General features: G+C 42.6%; 21 protein-coding genes. 8 read left to right on the top strand and 13 right to left on the bottom strand.

Features of this window, described 5'->3' with window-relative positions; translation table 11 throughout:
* The first annotated feature begins 101 nt into the window (after positions 1–101).
* The 5 genes from MusilaSJ_RS16025 to MusilaSJ_RS16005 are packed head-to-tail and all read left to right on the top strand — an operon-like array spanning position 102 to position 4,378.
* The gene (locus tag MusilaSJ_RS16025) at positions 102–800 is read left to right on the top strand and encodes a methyltransferase domain-containing protein (RefSeq protein WP_274985939.1); all 699 of its coding nucleotides are present in this window, start codon (positions 102–104) and stop codon (positions 798–800) included.
* Positions 801–809: 9 nt separating this feature from the next.
* Positions 810–1,874, top strand: a complete 1,065-nt coding sequence (locus tag MusilaSJ_RS16020) for a sensor histidine kinase (RefSeq protein ID WP_091169237.1) — start codon at positions 810–812, stop codon at positions 1,872–1,874.
* Between the two features lie 48 nt (positions 1,875–1,922).
* Positions 1,923–2,573: a DUF47 domain-containing protein gene (locus tag MusilaSJ_RS16015; protein WP_274985938.1), complete on the top strand. Its 651-nt coding sequence runs from the start codon at positions 1,923–1,925 to the stop codon at positions 2,571–2,573.
* Between the two features lie 21 nt (positions 2,574–2,594).
* Positions 2,595–3,605, top strand: a complete 1,011-nt coding sequence (locus MusilaSJ_RS16010) for an inorganic phosphate transporter (RefSeq protein ID WP_274985937.1) — start codon at positions 2,595–2,597, stop codon at positions 3,603–3,605.
* A 35-nt stretch (positions 3,606–3,640) separates the two neighbouring features.
* Entirely contained in the window at positions 3,641–4,378 is a 738-nt protein-coding gene (locus MusilaSJ_RS16005; RefSeq protein WP_274985936.1) for a DUF4197 domain-containing protein, read from the top strand.
* 67 nt (positions 4,379–4,445) lie between these two features.
* Here MusilaSJ_RS16005 and MusilaSJ_RS16000 read toward each other — a convergent pair whose 3' ends face one another.
* From MusilaSJ_RS16000 to MusilaSJ_RS15970, 7 genes are all read right to left on the bottom strand, one after another.
* On the bottom strand, positions 4,446–5,837 hold the full coding sequence (locus MusilaSJ_RS16000; protein WP_274985935.1) for a carboxypeptidase-like regulatory domain-containing protein: 1,392 nt from the start codon (positions 5,835–5,837) through the stop codon (positions 4,446–4,448).
* Positions 5,830–6,399, bottom strand: coding sequence for an RNA polymerase sigma factor (locus MusilaSJ_RS15995; RefSeq protein WP_274985934.1), 570 nt, complete (start codon positions 6,397–6,399; stop codon positions 5,830–5,832). Before MusilaSJ_RS15995 ends, MusilaSJ_RS16000 begins: the two co-directional genes overlap by 8 nt.
* Positions 6,400–6,622: 223 nt before the next feature.
* Complete coding sequence (locus MusilaSJ_RS15990) at positions 6,623–8,188, bottom strand: M28 family metallopeptidase (RefSeq protein ID WP_274985933.1); 1,566 nt, start codon at positions 8,186–8,188, stop codon at positions 6,623–6,625.
* Between the two features lie 424 nt (positions 8,189–8,612).
* Positions 8,613–9,095 (bottom strand): hypothetical protein, encoded by a 483-nt coding sequence (locus tag MusilaSJ_RS15985; protein ID WP_091169207.1) that lies wholly within the window; start codon positions 9,093–9,095, stop codon positions 8,613–8,615.
* A gap of 50 nt (positions 9,096–9,145) precedes the next feature.
* Positions 9,146–9,313, bottom strand: a complete 168-nt coding sequence (locus MusilaSJ_RS15980; protein WP_274985932.1) for a hypothetical protein — start codon at positions 9,311–9,313, stop codon at positions 9,146–9,148.
* 181 nt (positions 9,314–9,494) lie between these two features.
* Entirely contained in the window at positions 9,495–10,079 is a 585-nt protein-coding gene (locus MusilaSJ_RS15975) for a non-canonical purine NTP diphosphatase (RefSeq protein ID WP_274985931.1), read from the bottom strand.
* A 22-nt stretch (positions 10,080–10,101) separates the two neighbouring features.
* Positions 10,102–10,695, bottom strand: coding sequence for a hypothetical protein (locus MusilaSJ_RS15970; protein WP_274985930.1), 594 nt, complete (start codon positions 10,693–10,695; stop codon positions 10,102–10,104).
* 178 nt (positions 10,696–10,873) lie between these two features.
* Between MusilaSJ_RS15970 and MusilaSJ_RS15965 the strand changes: the two genes are divergently transcribed.
* Together MusilaSJ_RS15965 and MusilaSJ_RS15960 are read left to right on the top strand one after the other, a co-directional pair.
* A complete protein-coding gene (locus MusilaSJ_RS15965) occupies positions 10,874–12,343 on the top strand; it encodes a peptidylprolyl isomerase (RefSeq protein WP_274985929.1) in 1,470 nt (489 codons plus the stop codon).
* A 3-nt stretch (positions 12,344–12,346) separates the two neighbouring features.
* Positions 12,347–13,309 (top strand): AAA family ATPase, encoded by a 963-nt coding sequence (locus MusilaSJ_RS15960; protein WP_274985928.1) that lies wholly within the window; start codon positions 12,347–12,349, stop codon positions 13,307–13,309.
* Between the two features lie 129 nt (positions 13,310–13,438).
* Here the strand turns inward: MusilaSJ_RS15960 and MusilaSJ_RS15955 are convergent, their stop codons facing one another.
* Entirely contained in the window at positions 13,439–14,302 is an 864-nt protein-coding gene (locus MusilaSJ_RS15955) for a Cif family virulence factor (RefSeq protein WP_274985927.1), read from the bottom strand.
* Between the two features lie 277 nt (positions 14,303–14,579).
* Here MusilaSJ_RS15955 and MusilaSJ_RS15950 point away from each other — a divergent pair, with 277 nt between their 5' ends.
* Complete coding sequence (locus MusilaSJ_RS15950) at positions 14,580–15,254, top strand: hypothetical protein (RefSeq protein ID WP_274985926.1); 675 nt, start codon at positions 14,580–14,582, stop codon at positions 15,252–15,254.
* A gap of 17 nt (positions 15,255–15,271) precedes the next feature.
* Here the strand turns inward: MusilaSJ_RS15950 and cysS are convergent, their stop codons facing one another.
* The 5 genes from cysS to mutL form a co-directional block, all read right to left on the bottom strand.
* Entirely contained in the window at positions 15,272–16,738 is a 1,467-nt protein-coding gene (gene cysS, locus MusilaSJ_RS15945) for a cysteine--tRNA ligase (protein ID WP_274985925.1), read from the bottom strand.
* An 87-nt stretch (positions 16,739–16,825) separates the two neighbouring features.
* Positions 16,826–17,935 carry an endonuclease/exonuclease/phosphatase family protein gene (locus MusilaSJ_RS15940; protein WP_274985924.1) on the bottom strand — a complete coding sequence of 370 codons (1,110 nt, stop codon included), beginning with the start codon at positions 17,933–17,935 and terminating at the stop codon, positions 16,826–16,828.
* A complete protein-coding gene (locus MusilaSJ_RS15935; protein ID WP_274985923.1) occupies positions 17,936–18,808 on the bottom strand; it encodes a rhomboid family protein in 873 nt (290 codons plus the stop codon).
* A 51-nt stretch (positions 18,809–18,859) separates the two neighbouring features.
* On the bottom strand, positions 18,860–19,576 hold the full coding sequence (locus MusilaSJ_RS15930) for a rhomboid family intramembrane serine protease (protein WP_274985922.1): 717 nt from the start codon (positions 19,574–19,576) through the stop codon (positions 18,860–18,862).
* An 18-nt stretch (positions 19,577–19,594) separates the two neighbouring features.
* A complete protein-coding gene (mutL, locus tag MusilaSJ_RS15925; protein WP_090532576.1) occupies positions 19,595–21,454 on the bottom strand; it encodes a DNA mismatch repair endonuclease MutL in 1,860 nt (619 codons plus the stop codon).
* Positions 21,455–21,478 lie beyond the last annotated feature (24 nt).

Genomic DNA, 21,478 nt, shown 5'->3' with positions numbered 1-21,478 from the left:
GTAGAGTTTGTTAATAAATTTCACCAAAATTGATGAACAGTTTTAATGATCAAATCATCAGCTTTTGGATTTGTGCATTCTGCTTTTAGCTTTCATAATATATGCCCAATTTAAGTTACCGTACAGATACCCCGGAGATCATGGATGATTTCGATCTGCCATCGGCCGAAATAAACCCAGTGCTTGAAGGTTTGGGAAAGATGAACGCCCTGTTTGGTGGTCATAAAAGCATCATCGGCTCCTTAAAAAAGCTTCCCATTTACAATGGTTGTTTGGTAAGTGATTGGGGCTGCGGCGGGGGGGACACCCTGATAGCTATTGCCAGATGGGCCGAAAGCAAACAGATCGATCTTAACTTAAACGGCGTTGATGCTGCTCCGGCTGCAGTTAATTATGCCAGGCAACAGGCGATGGATTATAGCAATATTAACTTTACCCAAGCCGATGTTATTGACGAAGCATATCTCATTAAACCGGCGGATGTGATCATTTGCAGCCTGTTCACGCACCATTTTGATGATGACCGCTGGATTAAGCTCATCAAAAACATGCAAGCTTCGGCACAAAAAGGAATTATCATTACCGACCTGCACCGTCACTGGCTTTTATATCATGCCATAGTGTTTATAACCCATGTTTTTACCCGTAGTGCCATGGCCCAAAATGATGGTCCGCTTTCGGTTAAGCGTGGTTTTAAAAGGCACGAATTGTTGGCATTATTGAAAAAAGCACAAATTGATAACTTTAAATTAACATGGCGCTGGCCTTTCAGATGGGAGTTAATCATCTATAAATCGTAGCTTTACGCTATGAATTTGCGTGTACTGGTTTTAACAACCTCGCTTGGCGTGGCAATTACGCTCTCGGCCGTTAACTTTTATTTTCAGCATAAATGGTACGATGTAATGGTTACTTTCTCGGTGGCCCTTGGTGTAAGTTACTTCGTTTTTTACTACCTCATCGAAAAATACATCTACTCCCGTATCAAGTTAATTTATAAACTGATCCATAACCTGAAATTAGGCCGCGACCTGAGGGATGCCCTTGGCGAACACGTAAGCGCCAACCCCATTGCCGATGTAGAGCAGGAGGTAAAGGAATGGGCCAAACAGAAAAAGACCGAGATAGACGAGCTACGCAAACAGGAAAAATTTCGCCGTGACTTTTTATCCAATATCTCGCACGAGTTTAAAACCCCGCTATTTGCTATCCAGGGTTACATTGAAGCCTTGCAGGATGATGATTTTGACGACAAGGAAATGGCCCGCCAGTTTTTGGAAAAAGCTTCAAAAAATGTTGACCGGCTAAGTTACCTGATCAAAGACCTTGATGAAATTTCCAAACTTGAATCGGGCGAGATGCCTATTAATTACACCAAATTCAAAATCAACGACCTGATCAAAGAGGTTTTTGAATCATTGGAGATCAAAGGCAAGCAGTACCACATCAAACTTATATTTAAGCAAAAGTATGATGAGCCTATTGTGGTAAATGCCGACAGGGAAAAAATAAGACAGGTGCTCGTGAACCTGATAGATAATTCGTTTAAGTACGGTAAAGAGGAAGGCAGCACTTCGGTAAGCCTTTTTGTACTGCATGACCAGGTTTTGGTTGAAGTTACCGATGATGGCATAGGTATTGAGGAGAAATTTTTACCAAGACTATTTGAGCGTTTTTTCCGTACAGACAGCAGCCGATCAAGGCAAATTGGTGGCTCCGGGCTGGGGCTTGCTATTGTAAAGCATATTATTGAAGCCCACCAGCAAACTATCAATGTGCGCAGTACAGAAGGGCTTGGCTCAACGTTTGGTTTTACATTAGCAAGGGCTAAGCAAACCATTCCTTTCCCGAATTTACCCGTGTTAAAAAGTTAACAATAATTTAACATACTAACTGTACCTTTACACCAATTTCAAATCACTATGTCGCTAAACAGTATATTCCAGTATTTTGTACCCAAGGATAAAAAAATATTCTTCCCACTGTTTGAACAAGCCGCGGCCAATGTTGTAGCCATGGCTACCATACTGGTTGAAGCAGTTAACTCAAACAACCCTGCAACCCGCGAGGATTTATACAAACAGATTGACAAGCTTGAGAACAAAGGCGACGAATATACTCACCAGATTTACCTGGAGCTTGGCAAAAATTTCATCACACCTTTTGATCGTGAAGATATCCACGCCCTTGCAACAGCCATTGATGATGTGGCTGATTATATCCAGGGTGCGGCAAACCGCATGAGCCTGTACAGGATAGATGATTTGAATGAGCATATCCGTAAACTATCTGACCTGATACTGCAGGCCAGTATTGATTTGGAAAAAGCTGTAAAAGAACTGAAAGACCTTAGGAACGTACGTAATATAGCCGATTCATGCATCAGGATAAACAGTGTTGAAAACCAGGCTGATTATGTTTTTGACCGCGCTGTAGCCGACTTGTTCCTGTATGAAAAGGATGCTATCCGCCTGATTAAATACAAAGAAATATTAGCCGCCCTTGAAACCGCTACCGATATGTGCGAAGACGCAGCTAATGTTATGGAGTCAATCTTAGTTAAAAACGCTTAAGTAAATCTTATCCCCAGCTAAATGGTTACTTCCCTACTTGTAGTTATTGTTGTACTCGCCCTGTTGTTTGATTACACCAATGGCTTTCATGATGCCGCAAACTCTATAGCTACCATCGTATCTACCAAAGTATTAACACCGTTTCAGGCTGTGTTAATGGCTGCGGTTTTCAACTTTGCAGCTTACTTTTTTATAAAAGATCATAAGGTGGCCAATACGGTATCTAAAATCGTATTAGAGCACTATGTTACCCTGCACGTGATCCTGGCAGGCTTAGTAGCCGCCATCACCTGGAACCTGTTTACATGGTGGTTCGGCATCCCTTCAAGCTCGTCGCATACCCTTATAGGTGGCTTTGCCGGCGCAGGTATGACTAATGCGCTTTACATGGGAGCAAATGCCCTTCAGGCTGTCGAAATGCAATATGTGCTTAAAATTATTGCCTACATCGTACTGGCCCCTTTTATTGGCTTAATTATAGCTTATGTGGTAACCATATTGATATTACACTTATGCAAAGCTGCCAGACCAGCCACTGCCGAACGCTGGTTTAAGCGTATGCAGCTGGTTTCATCCGCGGCGTTAAGTTTTGCCCACGGCGGTAACGATGCTCAAAAGGTAATGGGGATCCTGTATGTAAGCCTTATCGCTTCAAAGGTGATAAAGCCAGGCTCGGTAATGCCTGAGTGGATCCCGTTAGCTTGCTACTCAGCTATTGCTGCCGGTACCATGTCGGGCGGTTGGAAAATCGTTAAAACCATGGGCTCAAAAATAACCAAGGTAACCCCGCTTGAAGGCGTAAGCGCCGAAACTGCTGGTGCTATTACATTATTTATTACCGAGCGCTTCGGCATCCCGGTTTCAACAACACATACTATCACCGGCTCAATTATAGGTGTGGGTTTAACCAAACGTGTATCGGCCGTGCGCTGGGGCGTAACCATTAACCTGGTTTGGGCGTGGATCATTACCATACCTATTTCGGCCCTGATTGCCGCCGGTGTATTTGCATTATTACATTTTTTTGCATAAACAAACCGGCAGTAATTTTGTTAGTTTTACTTACTATGAAAACAAGACTACTCATTATCCCCATCCTAATAGCTTTAATTACATTAACCAGCTGTGATACGCTAAACCAGGTAGCTAACGCTACTATTCAAAACCAGGGAACACCAACGTCGCTTGAAATAGGCAACGGGTTAAAACAGGCCCTTGAAATAGGCACCGGTAAAAGCTCGGACCAACTATCGGCAGTTAACGGATTTTTTGGCAATGCCGCTATCAAGATCCTTTTTCCGCCCGAAGCGCAAAAGGCTGAGAAAACCTTACGCGGGCTTGGTCTGAACAGCCTTTGTGATAATGTGATCCTTTCGCTTAACCGCGCAGCCGAAGATGCTGCAAAACAGGCAAAACCTATTTTTGTTGATGCTATTAAGCAAATGACCCTGCAGGATGTTACCAATATTTTATTGGGCAGCCAGGATGCGGCAACACAATATTTTAAACGTACCACTACCGCGAAATTAAGCCTGCAGTTTAAACCTGTTATCCAGGGTAGCTTAAACAAAGTAAATGCTACCAAATACTATACTGATGCAGCCCAGGCTTACAACAAGGTTCCGTTTGTATCAAAGCTCAATCCTGATATCAGCGATTATGTGACCCAAAAGGCCATCGACGGCTTATTTGTGGAGATAGCCAAAGAAGAGCTTAACATTCGTCAAAATCTTGGCGCGCGTACAACGCCTTTATTGCAAAAAGTATTCGCTTTTGCTGACAGGAAAAAAACTACCGGACAATAAAATAGAGAAAAGAAATACAAAAAGGCTGCGTCGATCTTAATTCAACGCAGCCTTTTTATTGGGCATATTATTTTTGCTTTTGGAATTTAACCTTTACGGTAACAACCTCGGGTTTATTATTAGTGCTGCCAACCCATGAGGGACCATTTTTAATAAGCTCTATGGCTTTTTGATCAGCCGCTTCATTCAGGCCTTTTTTAATACTAAACTCATCTGTGATGCCGCTCGGGAATACAGTAAATGTTACGGTTACCGTGCCGGCAGTACCATCAGGCAGTACAGCATTGGTTTGTAAATATTTTTTCAGGCTGCCCCAGCCCAGTTGCGGATGTGCCGCAGTTACACTTACCTCACCGTTGTCGTCGTCTTTTTTAGTTACAACTACCTCGCCAAGAGCCCTCGAATCGGGCTTAAGCGCCACTTTAATACTATCGCCGCGTGTGGCGTTAACCTGCCTCGGCTCGTAACCTATATAAACCACATCAAGCGTAGCCTTATCCCCCGGAGAGCTTAGCGCGAATTTTCCGTTAACGTCAGTTACCGTGCTCCGGTTGGTGCCTTTGATCCTGATAGCCGCACCAATTAAAGGCGAGCCGTCATCTCTCGAAATAATAGTGCCGGCAATGTATAATGATTGTGCCGCCGCTTTATTGCTGCCAAAAACAGTTGCTGGTGAAGATGTAACGCCGTCAACCTTTCCGGGTAATTTAAATTGCAGCGGGGCTTTTGATTTAGCTACGGTAGTATTCGCTCTTAATGCTATCACATCCGGGCTTACTGTATCTTTTTTGGCAATTGGAGCTGTGTATCCCGCTACTATCCGCTCACTTAAATTGCCTTCTTCTTTCAAAACAACTTTATCTTTAGTAGCAGCGGGCGGAGTTGCCGGCTCTGCTAAAGGATTGCTGCCCACAGGAGACGGAACATCATTCGAAGCTGTTTTATTGTCGCCAGCGGAGATTTCCTGCTGATAAAGCGCATTAGCCGATTGCTTTGCCCGTCTTGATTTTTTATTTACTGCAACTGATGGGGCCTGTATGGGCGTATTGGTATTCGCTTTTTTAACCGTATCGCCGGTCTTTACGGTATCGGCGGCAACTGCCATGGGCGGGGTCGAATTTTTGTTTCCTGCAATGTTATTACCTTGCAGCTCAGCTTTAGGAGATCTGTTAAGATAAAGGCCTCCCAAACTTAATGCTATTAAAACCGAAGCCGCTATGGGCCAAACGGTCCACGGTATTACACGGCCTTTATTTTCTCCGGTACGCTGCCGCAGTCTTGAACTAAGGTCAGCAAGGTTTAATTGTTGACTTGTCCCAACGTTTTCATATCCTTCCAATGCATCCATCAAAAAAGGGTCGTTTAGTGCCTCCATCTCCAGTTTATGCATAGCACGGGCATCAAGCTCTCCGTTGAGATACTTCTGTATTTGCAGTATATTTGCCTTTTTACTATGCACTGTTCCGTTCGAGGCAAATTTTCAAATTCCTCTTACCGTTCTGGATATAACTCTTTACCTCATTTAAAGTATATCCTGTTATCCCGGCAATTTCTTTATAACACTTCTCTTTTAAATAAAACAGGTCGATACTTTGTTTTTGTCCGCCGGTAAGCCCTGCTATGCAGCGTTCCAACGCTTTCAAAGCCTCCTCCCTGTTATTATCATCAGGATGCAAAAAGGGGGTAAATTCCACAACTTCATCTAAATTAACCAACTCCACCTTTTTACCGCTCCGTAACTGCATCAAGCAATAATTGCGCCCAAGTACATACACCCAACTCCTGAACTGGTTAATCTCATGCATTTTAACCTTATCAACCAGCTCCTCAAAAATGCCCATTACCGCGTCTTTGGCCAGTTCTTCATCTTTCAGATATTTAAGGCAAACGCCATAAACGAGGGGCATATATCTTTCATATAAGCTGCCCAAAACTGTTAGGTTACCGCTTGTACGATAATCACTAAGTAGTTCTTCGTCTGTTGATTTCCCTGGTTTTTGGGGTTTTATAAATAGGCTCATTAAACATACAAAATTAATTTATTAAAATGGTTTATGGAAATTAACTGCCTGCAGCCCCTTCTATTTAAGGAAAATAACCTAATAACGAGGTGTTTTCCACACGTATTGGCTCATTCCTGTTTAAACCATGAATACACTAAGTCAAAGCAGGACGAACATTATAAAGCGCAAACAAAAAAAGCGATGCCGGGGAGCATCGCTTTTTTATAATATCGTAACAGCTTTACCTTGCCGGTTGTGGCTTTGGCAACTCCTTGCGCGGGATCATTTCGGCACGTTGTGCCGTATGGTAAACAAATGAAGCAACAATGGTAGCGGCTTGTTTCAGGTCGTCTTCAATAAGACGATCGTAAGTGTCCTGATTACTATGATGGGTACGTGAACCGTAATCAATAGCATCCTGGATAAACTGGAAGCCCGGAATACCAACCGCGTCAAATGAAAGATGATCCGTACCGCCGGTATTACGAATGGTAAGCGTGGTGGCGCCAAGATCTTTAAACGGTTCAAGCCAGGCTTTAAAGATAGGTGCCGCTGCCGAATCTCCCTGCAAATACACTCCACGGATCTTGCCGGTTCCATTATCAAGGTTGTAATAGGCCGAAAGCTTTGCTTGTTCGGGTTTAAGCTCCATCGTTTTAGGATCGCCGAAATGATTGGCCACATATCCGCGCGAACCAAATAAGCCCTGCTCTTCCGAACTCCATAAAGCTATGCGAATGGTGCGTTTGGGTTTAAAGTTAATCGCTTTTAAAATACGCATGGCCTCCAGCATTACCGCGCTGCCCGCTGCATTATCAGTAGCACCGGTAGCTGCATGCCATGAATCGAGGTGACCGCCAAGCATTACTACCTGGTCTTTCAGTTTTTTGTCCGTTCCGGGAATTTCAGCAACTACATCATAGCCCTGCAGGTCGTCGGTAATGAATTGGGTTTTAATATCAGCTTCCAATTGTACCGGCTGGCCGCCTTTTATAAGGCGCAAAATGCGCTGGTAATCTTCGCTGCTGGTTTCAAGCTCGGGTGCTACCGCTTTTGCGGTATCGGCGTATGAAGCGCCGTTGGTGGTAAATACTGTACCATCGGTGCCACGGCCCTGGCTTAACACCAAGCCAGCTTTTTCATCAATCAAAAATTGGCTTAATGCAGTCCTGAAAGCGCGTAGCTTACGGAAAGCGGCCATTTGGGCCGCGTTAGGGTCTACGGCGTTCCTGCGTGGACCGGCAGGCGTAACTTTTGCGTTGGCCATTTCGGTAAGTTCCTCATCTGTATAACGGGCAGCATCCACTTTCCAGGTACGTTCTGTTGGTGCCTTGGTATCAAATATCACGATCTTGCCGGCCAGCTTACCTTTATATTGCTCAAGCTCTGCTGCCGAATCGGCTTTGATTATCATCACTTCGCCTTTGATCAAGCCATTTGTACCGGGTGTCCATGCTTTAGGGATGGCGATAATAGCATGATAGTAGGGCACTGTGATAGCTGCATAGTTTTTTTGAACCTCCCAGCCTTTGCCAAATTTACCCCAGGCATCCAATTTGGAGTTGGCCATACCCCAGGTTTTAAGCTGATTAACAGCCCAGTTTTGGGCGCGCTTTAAGCCGGGAGAGTTGGCAAGCCTTGGCCCCGAAACATCTGTAAGATAAAAAGCCGTTTCCATTACCTTTGAATGGTTAAGGCCTTCTTCCCTTATTTTTTGAACCATTGCTGCATCAACAGGTTCCTGTGCAAACGACGGTACTGCAATACCGGCCGTAATTAAACACGAAAAGAGTAGTTTTAATTTCATATACAATAAATTATAAGATCAGTTAATAACAAACCTATTTATTATAAATTAAAATCGGCAATATATTGTGTTAACAAAGTTGTTACATAAATATTCGTATCATCAATGTTAATGGTGGAGCTTAGAAACAGTTATAGCTCTCCCACCGGGGGAAGAAACCTATAAAGATGAGTAATATAAAATGTCTGGCTTAAACTGAACCTGCATCCGCTTCGTCGTATTCGGCATGAGTTCCGATAAACCTACTCTCGACTACCCGGCACCATAATCGACCTCAATGGCAAGTCGATATTTGTTGCAGACAATCTTAAAACGGGCACGGTTATAAAGCTTTGTGAGAAAGCTCCAACAAAAAAGGGGTTTATCTTTTCAGATAAACCCCTTTGATATTTTAAAGCTTTAAGCCTTCGGCTTTCCGCTCCAATCAAGGGTTTTTAGTAAACGAATAAACAATATATCCGGTGCTATTGCCTACAGTAACGGGTGATTTCAGGGTCATGGTTGAGCCATCGTTGCTGGCAATATCCAAACGATATCCCTCGGATACGTTTTTGGCTTTATCCCCTTCATACAATTTTTTGAACTGGAATTGGGTACCGGTTGTACCACCGTTATAAACCGACCAGAAAATGGTTTGCGATGTTCCGTTGGTTAAAGTGTAGATACCGTTACCGCTGTTGGTGAGCTTCCACGTGCTGCCAACAAAGGCTTCGGGAGGCGCCTGATCAAATACGCTCTGTACTGCATTTTGTACAAGGCCGTCATAACTTACATTATTGCAGGTCCAGGTACCAACAAATTTACCGCGCGATACATTAGACGTAGTTGTGCTTTTGGTTGACGAGCAGGCCGAAATGACCAAAACAAGTGAAAAGATTGCGATTGAGGTCTGAATTAACTTTTTCATGACAGTATATTTTTATGCATAAATAGCATAAATCCTGCCAAAGTATGTAATTATAAATTCATCGCCTGCTGACGGGTACGTTTTTCTAATTCAGTTAGCCTTTTACTGATTGATTCGGCAATTTGGTCGGCCTCCCGAGCTTTTTTAAGGCTATTAATAAACTTAGGGTTATCATCCCTTTCCGATAAAATTTTACCGATTTGCTTAATAATGTTCATAGGTTATTCCTTATAGCTCTATTTTACGGGGCATGCACCGGTAAGGTTTCGTTTCTTCCTACGAATATCGAATAATTTAGTTAAACGTTTTATCGCTCATAAAAAAAGCACCTTGTAAAATCCATAAATTGCTGTATTATAATGTACTAAATTTAAATTGAGGCTAATTGTCCCAAAGTGATTATTTACCGGCTTCATTTAAAAAAGTAATCAATTGCTCCATCGCTTTTGCCCGGTGACTGATGGCATTTTTTTCCTCCATGCTCATCTCGGCAAAGGTAATGTTGTATCCTGCGGGCTCAAAAATGGGGTCGTAACCAAAACCACCGCTCCCGCTTAACCCCTGCCGGATGCTACCTTCAGCAATGCCTTCAAAAAAATGCTCTTCGCCATTCCATATCAATGAAATTACCGTGCGAAAGCGGGCTTTACGGTTAGTTTCGCCTTTCAAATTATCAAGCACTTTACTGATGTTGGCAGCATGATTGCCATGGACACCCGCATACCTGGCCGAGTAAACACCCGGTTCTCCATTCAGTGCATCTATTTCCAGCCCGCTGTCATCTCCAAAGCAGTTAAGTTTATATTCGGCATACACATGATGACTTTTGATGGAAGCATTAGCTTTAAAAGTTGTACCTGTTTCCTCAATATCATCATAACAACCAATGTCGTTCAGGGTTAGTAACTGGATGGCGCCATTGAGCTTGGCCGAAACCTCATCAAGCTTGTGGCGGTTATTGGTAGCAAAAACTAATTGCTGCATATATCTTAGTGGCGTGTTTTATTTATAATGTTTTAACCAACTCCCAAAAGGTTTTTTTAAAATCCACATTATCCATCATTTCATCAAATGAATAACTGTAAAGCACAGTGATCCCGTTTGAGGTTACCGGTTTATTCGGTTTAAGCACCTTTATATCCTGTGGCAGGGCGTCTCCTCCCAAAACAAGTACTTTGGTTGGTTTAAAAAAAGTTTTCAACTGGCTGAATTTAGTTTCACTGTAATTTGCCAGATTGAATATCGCCACGTCATCGGGGCTAAGTTCTTTACGTTTCAAGATGTTTTCAAGGGCGGTTAAATGTTCGGCCATTATGAACCCGGTATTTTTATACCATGTTAGCACCAAAAAGTTCTTTAAGTTTTTACCGAGATACTGAAAGTCATCAACCGGCGTTTTTATTGTAGCCTGAGGTTCAGGAGTTAAAGATGGGATAATGGTTACTGGTGCCGGTTTGGCATTTTCAGTTACAGGAGATTGTGGTACTGCCGGGGCGGGTTCGGATTCAGTAATTTTATCATATAACAGTTTATCTGCATTGAGCAGGTAAAGCTCATCCTCTAATACAAAACGAAACGCGGCGGGGTTCTCAACTTTCACTTTAACAAATTTTAACCAAAAGTAGTTAAACGGTTTCAAGCTTTATAGGCATATTAGCACAATTATAGCCGGTTGGTTTTGCAGAAAATATTTGTTCGGTTATAATTAATAAATTTTACCGAAATTCGTAGTTTTTAACGGGTTAACTATCCCGTTTTATTTAGTATAACAGCGTTACATGAGAAAGTTAGGAGTATTAGTACTAAGTTTTATTTTAACAATAACATTTGCAAAGGCACAGGTAGCATCAGATACGGCAGCAAAAAAACTGGTTAAGGCCGATTCGGTTATTGCCCCCACACCCGGCAAAACGCTTGATAAAATCGCAGCGGTAGTTGGTAACAGCCCGATACTGTTATCAGACATTGAACTGTCATACGCTAATTTCCTGGTACAGGGCAACCAACCTGACCCATCTGTTAAAGCCAGGATTTTACAAACTTTGTTAACCCAAAAACTGCTTGCCCAGCAAGCCGCAATTGATAGTATTGAAGTAAAGGAAGAAGATGTTGATGCCAACGTTGACCGCCGTATGCGCGAAATGACGCAGCGCGCGGGCGGGCAGGAAAAACTGGAAGCATTTTTAGGCCGTTCGGTTATCCAGTACAAAGATGAGATCAGGCCCGACCTGAAGGAGCAGATGGTTGCTCAAAAAATGCAGCAGCATATTACCGAGAAACTGAATGTTACCCCCCAGGATGTTAAAAAATATTACGATGGAATCCCTAAGGACAGCTTGCCTTCATTTAATAAAGAAGTTGAAGTTGGTGAGATTGTTTTTCAGCCTAAGTTAACTAAAGAAGAAAAAGACCTTTACAAAGCTAAGGCCGAAGAGTTAAGGCAGCGTGTTAAAAAAGGCGAAGACTTTGGCACATTGGCGAGGCTTTATTCGCAGGATCCGGGTTCGGCGCCCGAAGGAGGCGACCTTGGTTTTGCCGACCGTACCACTTTTGTGAAGGAATTTACCGCAAACGCCTTCAAGTTAAAAGCTGGTGAAATTTCCCCGGTGTTTGAAACGGATTTTGGGTTCCACTTTTTACAGGTGATTGAACGCCGCGGTGAACAGGTTCACGTAAGGCATATTCTCATTACACCCATTGTTACCCAAGCCAGTTTGGATAGGGCAAAAGCAAAAGCCGATAGTATTTACACTTTGCTTGTAAAAGATAAAAATGTAAGCGTTGATTTTTCGAGCGCCGCAGCCTTTTACTCAGACAATAAAGACACTAAATACAACGGAGGTATGATGCTTAATGCCGAAGACGTACAAAGCCGTTCAACATTTATCCCTACCGATAAACTTGATCCTAAAGTGGCGCTTATTACCGACACGATGAAAATCGGCAGCATTTCTAAACCTGACCTGTTTACCGGTGCCGATGGTAAAAAGAGCTACAAAATATTGATGCTAAAATCGGCCACAAATGCCCATAAAGCTAATTTAGAGCAGGATTTCCCTAAACTTAAGGAATATGCCTATAATGATAAGGTTAACAGAACTGTATCTCAATGGTTCGAAAAACGCCGCAAGGAAACTTTCATTAAAATTGATAAAGAATATCAGGCATATGATGTGTTGAAGAAATGGGTAAATACTAATCCCTCGCTCGTAATACCCGAAACCAAAACCAAATCATCATCTAAATAATTTATGCAACACAGCTCTGATGTAGAAGCCGCAAACGCTTTAAAACAGGCCTACCAGCAAATTCGTGCCGAAATAGGTAAAGTAATAGTAGGCCAGGATGAAGTGATCAAATTTGTGCTGATCTCTATTTTCAGTAACGGGCATTGTTTATTGGTGGGTGTCCCGGGACTTGCAAAAACCTTATTGGTGCAAACGGTATCGCAGGTGCTTGACCTTGATTTTAAAAGGATCCAGTTTACGCCCGACCTAATGCCTTCAGACATCATTGGCTCTGAAATATTAGGGGAAGACCGCAATTTTAAATTTATCCACGGTCCGGTTTTTTCAAACATTATCCTGGCCGATGAGATAAACCGTACGCCGCCAAAAACGCAGGCTGCCCTGCTTGAGGCCATGCAGGAAAAAGCGGTTACCGCGGCCGGCGTAACGCACAAACTTGCACAGCCCTTTTTTGTATTGGCTACCCAAAACCCTATTGAGCAGGAAGGTACTTATCCATTGCCCGAAGCTCAACTGGACAGGTTTATGTTTAACGTAGCCCTCAGCTATCCTTCATTTAAAGAAGAACTGCTGGTTGTTAAGAACACCACCAGTTCTAATAAAGCAGAAGTAAATAAAATATTAAACGCCCAGCAAATCATCTATTTTCAGCAACTGGTGCGCAATATCCCGGTTACCGATAATGTGATGGAGTACGCGGTGAAGCTGGTATCCAAAACCCGCCCAAACAGCGAGTTTGCCACACCACAAATTAACCGTTTGCTAAGCTGGGGCGCAGGACCAAGGGCGTCGCAGTTTTTAGTATTGGGGGCTAAATGCCACGCGGTACTTAACGGCAAATACTCGCCCGATATTGAAGACGTGCAGGCTGTAGCCAAACCTATTTTAAGCCACCGTATAGTGCGCAGCTATCATGCAGAAGCCGAAGGCTTATCAGCAGCTGATATTATTGAGCAGTTGTTTTGATTGTCTGAATCAGAATTTACAGAATTTTTAAATTAACAGAATAAAAAAGGCCTTGCAAATTAATCGCAAGGCCTTTTTTATGACATTCTGAAAATTCTTTAATTCTGCAAATTCTGATTCAGACAATGGTTATTCATTCTCAATAGGTGAGAAAATCTCAAGAAGGATATTCCATTTTTTTGTTTTGTCAATTTCCCAAACTCTTACATAATTGTAGTTGCCTACAACATTGCCTTTGGTAATGCGGGCGTGACCATAGGTATAAGCAAGGTCATTACTCGCGGCGCGGCCACCATCAGTAGTTTCGGCAGTGATATTGATGGCTTCGTTATTAATAAACTTCATCACCACATCGGTTCCGGTCATTGGCGGAAACCCGGGGAAATAATAGCGGCCCTCAGGGCTTAAAAACTCCTTATAGCTGGCCATGGCCGATAATGTTAACCCATGATTAAATGTTTTATCGGTACCAATAATAACATTTTTGGCGCCGAACGGATCCTTGCTTGGGCCTGAACGGTGCGCCGGATCGGGTTCTTTAAAATCGGTAACGACTTCTTCCTCAGCTTCAGGATGCTGGATACCAAGGTCGATGAGTAGCTTTAATTTACCATCGGCGTTAGTACGCCAGATAGATACATAATCGCCAAACACTTTATCATCATCAGTTTTGCCGTTTTGATACACATAGGGGCCCGCGGTAAACGCCAGGTCGCCATTGGCCGAGATCCGGGCAAATTTGGGCTGCCAGCTAAGCTTGCCGGCCTGTTTATCAATCTTACTATAAAAATCAACAATCTTTACGACATCGGGCTTAAATATGATGCCATCGGGATCGGCAACTGCCAGGAAACCATCTTTTATTCCTTTACGTTCAACTAACTTATCAAAAGCTTGTTCAACACTAACTACCTTGTTTACATTAACAGCGTCCTGCGCCAGGGCAAAAGCACTGTAACCAATAAATGTAGCAGCTAATATTATTTTCTTCATATTTATATTCGGGTTTTAGGGAGCAATTTAGTAATAAATTTTAAGTCGGAAACGCAATAGTCAAAATGCATTAAACTGCATAACATAATTTAACAATTGCATTATTTTTGTTTTATCCTGAAACGAAGATATGGGCAAATAATTGCAGAGAGCGGGTTTGATCATATAAAATATGCGTAAATATTTAAATTTACTTAATAATGAAGTTGAATAAAAAAACACTTAACTTCATAACCCAACTAATCTGTTTTTGTTTAAATCAATATAAATTGCTTTCATGAAAAAGTATAAGTTATACTGCCTATTTGTACTTTTATTGCTATGTATAAAAGCTAAAGCGCAATATCTTTCTGATTATACCGGCCGTCCATATTATCTTAAAACCAACGATGGCATACAAGGCAGCCCCCTCCTTACCGATAACTGGTTAAATGGTACTGTTGATTTCGTTAACGGCAAAACAGCTAATGCAATATTGAACTATAATATTTACGGGGATGAACTTTTGTTTAAGAGCCCCCGGGATTCATCTGTGCAGGCTTTTGTTGACCCGGTGAAAGGTTTTTCAGTAAAAGGCATTGCGCTTGAAGAAAGTGACCAAACGGATATGACCTTTAGCAGCGGCTTCCCGGCTGTGGATGATCAAACCTCAAAAACTTTTTACCAGGTAGTGGGAGACGGAAGGGTAAAACTGCTCCGTTATTACAAGAAAAAGGTACTTGAATCAACGGGCTTTGCTTCGCAGGTAACCTCCAAAACCTTCATGATGGCCAACAGCTATTACCTTTTTGCCAATAACCAAATGACAAGGGTCCGGCCGTCGCAAAAAACCATCCTTGCAGCAATGAGCGACAAGGTCGATAAAATGCAGGAGTATATTAAAACCAACAAAGTTGATTTTAAAAGCGACGCTGCCTTAGCTAAATTATTCAGCTATTATAACTCGCTTTAAAACCATACCCCCTGTTATCAGGCTTTGCTCCAGGTGGTGCCTTCTTTACTATCTTTTAGCTGGAAACCTATCTGTGATAAACCATCACGGATCTTATCTGACGTGGCATAATCCTTATTGGCCTTAGCACCGCTGCGCAGATCGACAATAAAGTTTAACACTTTTGGCAGATCGTCATTAGCCGCCTGCTCATTTTGTAAACCAAGTACATCAATCACAAATAAATTCATAAGAGCGGTTAACTGCTCAAGGTTAGCGGCATCAATTTTCAATTTACCATCATATACCGAATTGATAATGCGCGATGCTTCAAAGAGCTCGGCTATTAAAACCGGGCTGTTAAAATCATCGTTCATAGCTGCATAGCAACGCTCCATTAATGGTGCTATTTCAACTTCGGTAGTGGCAGAGGTTTTTAATCCATCGGTAAGCAGGGTGAAGGCGTTCATAAGGCGTTTAAACCCTTTTTCGGATGCCTCCATAGCTTCGTTGCCAAAATCAAGCGTACTGCGGTAATGGGCCTGCAGCATGAAAAACCTCACGGTCATGGGGCTATAGCCTTTGTTCAGTATCGAGTTTTCACCGCTAAATAATTCATGCGGTAAAAAGCTGTTGCCTAATGATTTCGACATTTTTTGCCCGTTTACCGTAAGCATATTGGTATGCACCCAGTAATTGGCCGGGTTGGTACCGCAGCAAGCTACGTTTTGGGCAATTTCATTGGTATGGTGCGTTGGCACAAGATCAATCCCGCCGCCATGAATGTCAAAGTGGCTGCCCAGGTATTTCTGGCTCATGGCCGAGCATTCCAGGTGCCAGCCCGGAAAGCCCACACCCCATGGCGAAGGCCATTTCATCAGGTGTTCGGGTTTGGCTTTTATCCACAGGGCAAAATCAAGCTTGCCATGTTTTTCCTGCTGACCGCCAAGTGTACGGGTATTATTTAAAAGGTCTTCGAGATTACGGCCGCTTAATATGCCATAATCCTGGCTTTTGTTATATTTTTCAACATCAAAATAAATGGTACCATCCACCTCGTAAGCATAGCCCCTGGCAAGTATTTCCTTTACCATTTCTATCTGCTCAATGATATGGCCGGTAGCTGTGGGCTCAATGCTTGGGGGCAGGTTGTTCAGGATCCTCATCACATCCCTGAAGCCAACGGTGTATTTTTGTACTATTTCCATTGGCTCAAGCTGTGCAAGCTTGGCCTTTTTTGCAATTTTGTCTTCACCCTCGTCGCCTGCATCACCTTCAAGATGGCCCGCATCGGTCACATTACGTACGTAGCGCACCTTGTAGCCAATAGCTGTAAGGTACCTGAACATAAGGTCGAAAGATATATAAGTACGGCAGTTGCCTAAGTGAACATCGCTATAAACAGTAGGCCCGCAAACATACATGCCAACATGCGGCGCGTTAATGGGCTTAAATAACTCTTTTTTACGGGTTAAAGTGTTGTAAACAAACAAATTTTGTTGCATGAGCGCAAACTTACGATTTTTTCAATTTTAAGTTACTGCCTGCCGGCTTTCGGGTTTATTTTTACAAACGAAGAGCAATGACCTATGTTAATTCAGTACGAGATCGCTGCGTAAAGGATAATGGTCTGAAAGTTTTTTTTCGATCACCTTGTAGTTGAAAACTGAGAATTGCCGGCTGCTCATAATGTAATCTATCTGGTAATTAGGGAAGTCGCCGTTATATGTGCGCCCTAAGCCTGAACCTTTTTCGCGGAATGAATTGTTTAAGCCTTTGGCCATTTGGTTAACAGCGAATGACGAAGGGGTATCATTAAAATCACCGGCTATAATATAAGGATATGGGCATTGGGCAGCATGCGCCTTTACTTTAAAAACCTGCTCGGCCCTTTTCATAAAAGCTATTTTAAGCTTACTCCCCAGGCGCTTGGTTGATTTGATATCTGTTTTTCCTTTTTTTGATACACTGTCGATGTATTTATAATCATCGGGGTCAAAATTGATGGATTGCAGGTGGATATTATAATACCTAAAAATTTTATCCCCCTTTTTTATATCAGCATATAAGCACTGGTTGCCGGATGTTCTGTCGGCCGCAAGGCGGATCATACCCCTTGACAGAATAGGGAATTTCGAAAAGATAGCCATGCCAATGGCTTCTCTACTATTAAAGTTAAAAGGTTCAAAGTAAAAGTTATTGCTGCCTAATATTTTGTTGATCGAGTCGCGTGTTTCATACTGCCCTTTATTGCGGGTATAAAACTCCTGGAACCCTATCACATCCGGCTGTTCGCTGTTGATGATCTCCAGGATCTCATGTTTGGTTGATATATCGTTATTGAAGCCAAAATGTTTAAAGTTATGCACGTTGTAGGTCATGACATGTACAACGTTGAGCCCGGGGGGCAGCGAAAAACTTGATTTAAATCTGAACCCGATATTATTATTAAGTACTCCCCAGCCAATTAAAATACTGACCAGCGAAAACAAAAACTGCCAGCGCTTGCGCAGCAACCAATACAGCATCATGATTATATTAACCAACAGTATAGGAGGGTAGGCAAGGCCGAAGAAAGCGAATAACCAATACTTGCGCGGATCAACCGAGGGAGCTAAATATCCTATTAATAAAGCAAAACAGAAAAACAGGTTTATCCATAACAATACCCTGCTAAAAATACTTTGCTTTTTTTTAATCATTTATTCCTGTTTGCTTGCACGCGATAAAATTTCCCGCTCCTGTTTGCTTAAACTATTGTAGCCCGATTGCGATATTTTGTCTAAAATGCGGTCGACCTCTTCCTGCCGCGGATAGTCGGAGGCATTTTTGCCCATATTATTTGAAACTACTTTTAACCTGGGTTTTCGTTTAAACAGCCCGGCTATTCCGCCCACCCAATCATGGCCTTTTTGCAATTGCTTAATATATACAAACCCCATTAAAGCACCACCCAGGTGTGCAATTTCGCCGCCCGCGTTTGCACCAACTATACCCAAAAAATCAATAACCAGGATTACAAATACCAGCCATTTTAATTTTACCGGTCCAAATAAAATTAATGATATGGTGTAGTTGGGCAACAGGGTGGCCGTTGCCACAACAATGGCCATTACACTGGCCGACGCACCAACTATAGTACTGGTCTGTGCAGCGTTAGCACTGGTAAATGCAGGCAGCAGGTTTAACGCCAGCAGGTATAACAAAGCCCCGGCCAGGCCGCCCATTAAGTATAAACCTATAGTACGTTTATTACCAAGGTACTCTTCAAATATCTGTCCCATCCAATAAAGCCAAAGCATGTTGAACAGGATATGAAGTATACCTGCATGCATGAACATATAGGTTAAAGGCGTCCAAAAGCGCTTCAGCAAATCGGGCAGATATGCCGGCATGTTTAAATACTTATCGGCATAAAGTAAAATGATACTGCCCCCAAAATGCGTTAGTAACTGTTCAACTATTGCCGAAATGTTTATCGCCAGAAAAACAATCACATTAATGCCTATAAGCAGGTTCAGCCTATTGCCGGAGCGCAGCATTTTGTAGTGGATATTTTGCCAAAGGGTGCTCATAAAAAAGCTGTATTACAAAGATAACTACTGTTATTAATAAAAATTGTTTGGTCATTGTAAACGCCAAATTTTAACCATGATATATCCGAGTATCGCTCCTCCAATATGCGCAAAATGAGCCACTGAATCGCCTGCAAATTGTTGAAAACCCAGATATAGCTCCAATACCACATATACTGGAATTATATATTTTGCTTTTATTGGCACTGGGATAAACATGATCATTAATTCCATATTAGGATAAAGCATTCCAAATGCAATCAATAATCCAAATATAGCACCAGAAGCGCCCACAATTGACGTATGGTATATACCGTATAATTTTATTGCCTGCTGCTGACCAAAAGCAAGGTAAGATTGATCAAGAGCAGGATCGGCAATTGTGAAAGCACCGGTTATCGCATGTACTTCGTAAGCCTGTACAAGCATTTGAAAAAATATGGCTCCTATGCCGCAGATAAAATAAAAGTTAAAAAATTTTTTCGATCCCATCCGGTATTCAACTATTGAGCCGAATGAAAAAAGAGCGAACATATTAAAGAATATGTGTGCAAAACCTCCATGTACAAACATGTAAGTAATTATTTCCCATACCCTGAAATTAGGCGAATTAAAATAGAACATCCCAAAGTTATCGGCAATGGGGTTAGGGCCGTTTACCCCTTTATCAAACATCAAAACCGGTATAAAACAAATAATGTTTATAATCAGCAGGTTTTTAACAACAGGTGTAAGGTTGGCAAAAGGCGATTGATTGTATCCGTTCATATATAATTTAGCCTGGGGCTATTTTTCAAATCGTTCCATTAATTCGTTCATAGTAAAGGTACTGATTACAGGCTTACCATTCAATGCCTGGTTAGGTGATTCACAGGCAAAAAGCTGGTCGATAAGCTGGTTCATTTCCTCCAGGGATAGCTTTGTTCCTGATTTAATAGCGCCGTTACGGGCCAGTGACCGGGCCAGGTTATCCCGTTTATCTAATTTAAGGATGGCCATATTGTTTTTAAAACCTTCCAGTAAATGTTCTAAAAGCTCATGCTCACCAACGTTGTTCAGTTCGGCCGGGATCCCCTCTACTACCACAGTGTTTTTCCCAAATTCGCGAATGTCAAAACCCAGCGACCGGATATCAGGCAAAAGCTCTTTCAATAACTCAAAATCGGCACCGTTTAGTGTTACCGACTGCGGAAATAAGCTTTGCTGGCTCACCCCCGAATGATTTTGCAGCTGCTGTAAAAAGCGTTCGTACAAAATACGCTCATGCGCGGCCTGCTGGTTAATGAGCATAAAGCCCGATTTTATTTGCGACAGGATAAACCGGTTATGGATCTGGAACAGTTGCCGCTCGCTTGGTTTACTTACATCCTGCTCATCAACCGCTATGGTTTTTTCCTCGTGGATCTCGTGCTGAAAAAGGGTTTCCTTTTTGCTGATCTCATACAAAGTATCCCAGTTTTGTGGAATGGGGTCTTTTTTATAACCTCCGCTCTCCCTTAAAAAGGGATGTTCCTGCCGGGGCTTTTCTGCTTTATCTGCAAATGGGTTAAAGTTTGGATTAAAGGAAATAGTAGGGGCGATGATCTCCTCAAACGGTTTGGGGGTGATCAGGTGCTCGATACTGTTTTCCTGGTCAAAATCCAGGCTGGGCGTAATGTTATATCTGCCTAACGACCGCTTCACTGCCGACCGGATTATGGCATAAATAGCCTTTTCGTCCTGATACTTGATCTCCGTTTTAGTAGGGTGTACGTTGATATCAATTTTTGAAGGGTCGATATCGATGAACAACACATAAAACGGAAAACAATCATCGGGCAATAGTTCTTCAAACGCTGTTGTTACAGCATGATTAAGGTACGAATCGCGGATGAAGCGGTTGTTTACAAAAAAGAACTGCTCGCCGCGGGTTTTACGCGCAAACTCCGGTTTGCCTACAAAACCGCGCAACTTAATAATAGTTGTATCTTCTTCAACAGGTACCAGCCGCTGGTTATAATTATTGCCAAACAGGTGTACTATCCTTTGTTTAAGCGTAGTGCCCGGCAAATGATAAACTTCCTGGCTATCATGGTGAAGGGTAAAAAAAATTTCGGGATGTGCTAAGGCCACACGTTGAAACTCGTCAATAATATGGCGCATCTCTACCGGGTTGCTCTTTAAAAAATTACGGCGGGCAGGGGTGTTATAAAACAGGTTTTTTATGGAGATGGATGTGCCCGCGTTAGCTGCACATGGCTCCTGGCTTATTACTTCGGAGCCTTCAATAGTTATACAACTGCCCAGTTCATCTTCATGGCGGCGGGTTTTCAGCTCTACCTGGGCAATAGCGGCGATGGATGCCATGGCCTCGCCCCTGAAACCCATGGTACGAATAGCAAACAGATCTTCGGCCTTGCGTATTTTTGAAGTTGCATGACGCTCAAAGCACATGCGGGCATCGGTAAGGCTCATGCCGCAGCCATTATCAATAACCTGGATCAGTGATTTACCGGCATCTTTAATAATAAGCTGGATCTTGTCGGCCCCTGCATCAATAGCGTTTTCTACCAATTCCTTTACCGCAGAAGCCGGTCGCTGCACTACTTCGCCTGCGGCAATCTGGTTGGCAACGGCATCCGGTAAAAGCTGAATAATGTCTGACATCTAAAAAAAATTCCCTCCAATTTC

This window comes from Mucilaginibacter sp. SJ (assembly GCF_028993635.1).
Taxonomy (GTDB): domain Bacteria; phylum Bacteroidota; class Bacteroidia; order Sphingobacteriales; family Sphingobacteriaceae; genus Mucilaginibacter.
This window is presented reverse-complemented; position numbering and strand designations above follow the sequence as displayed.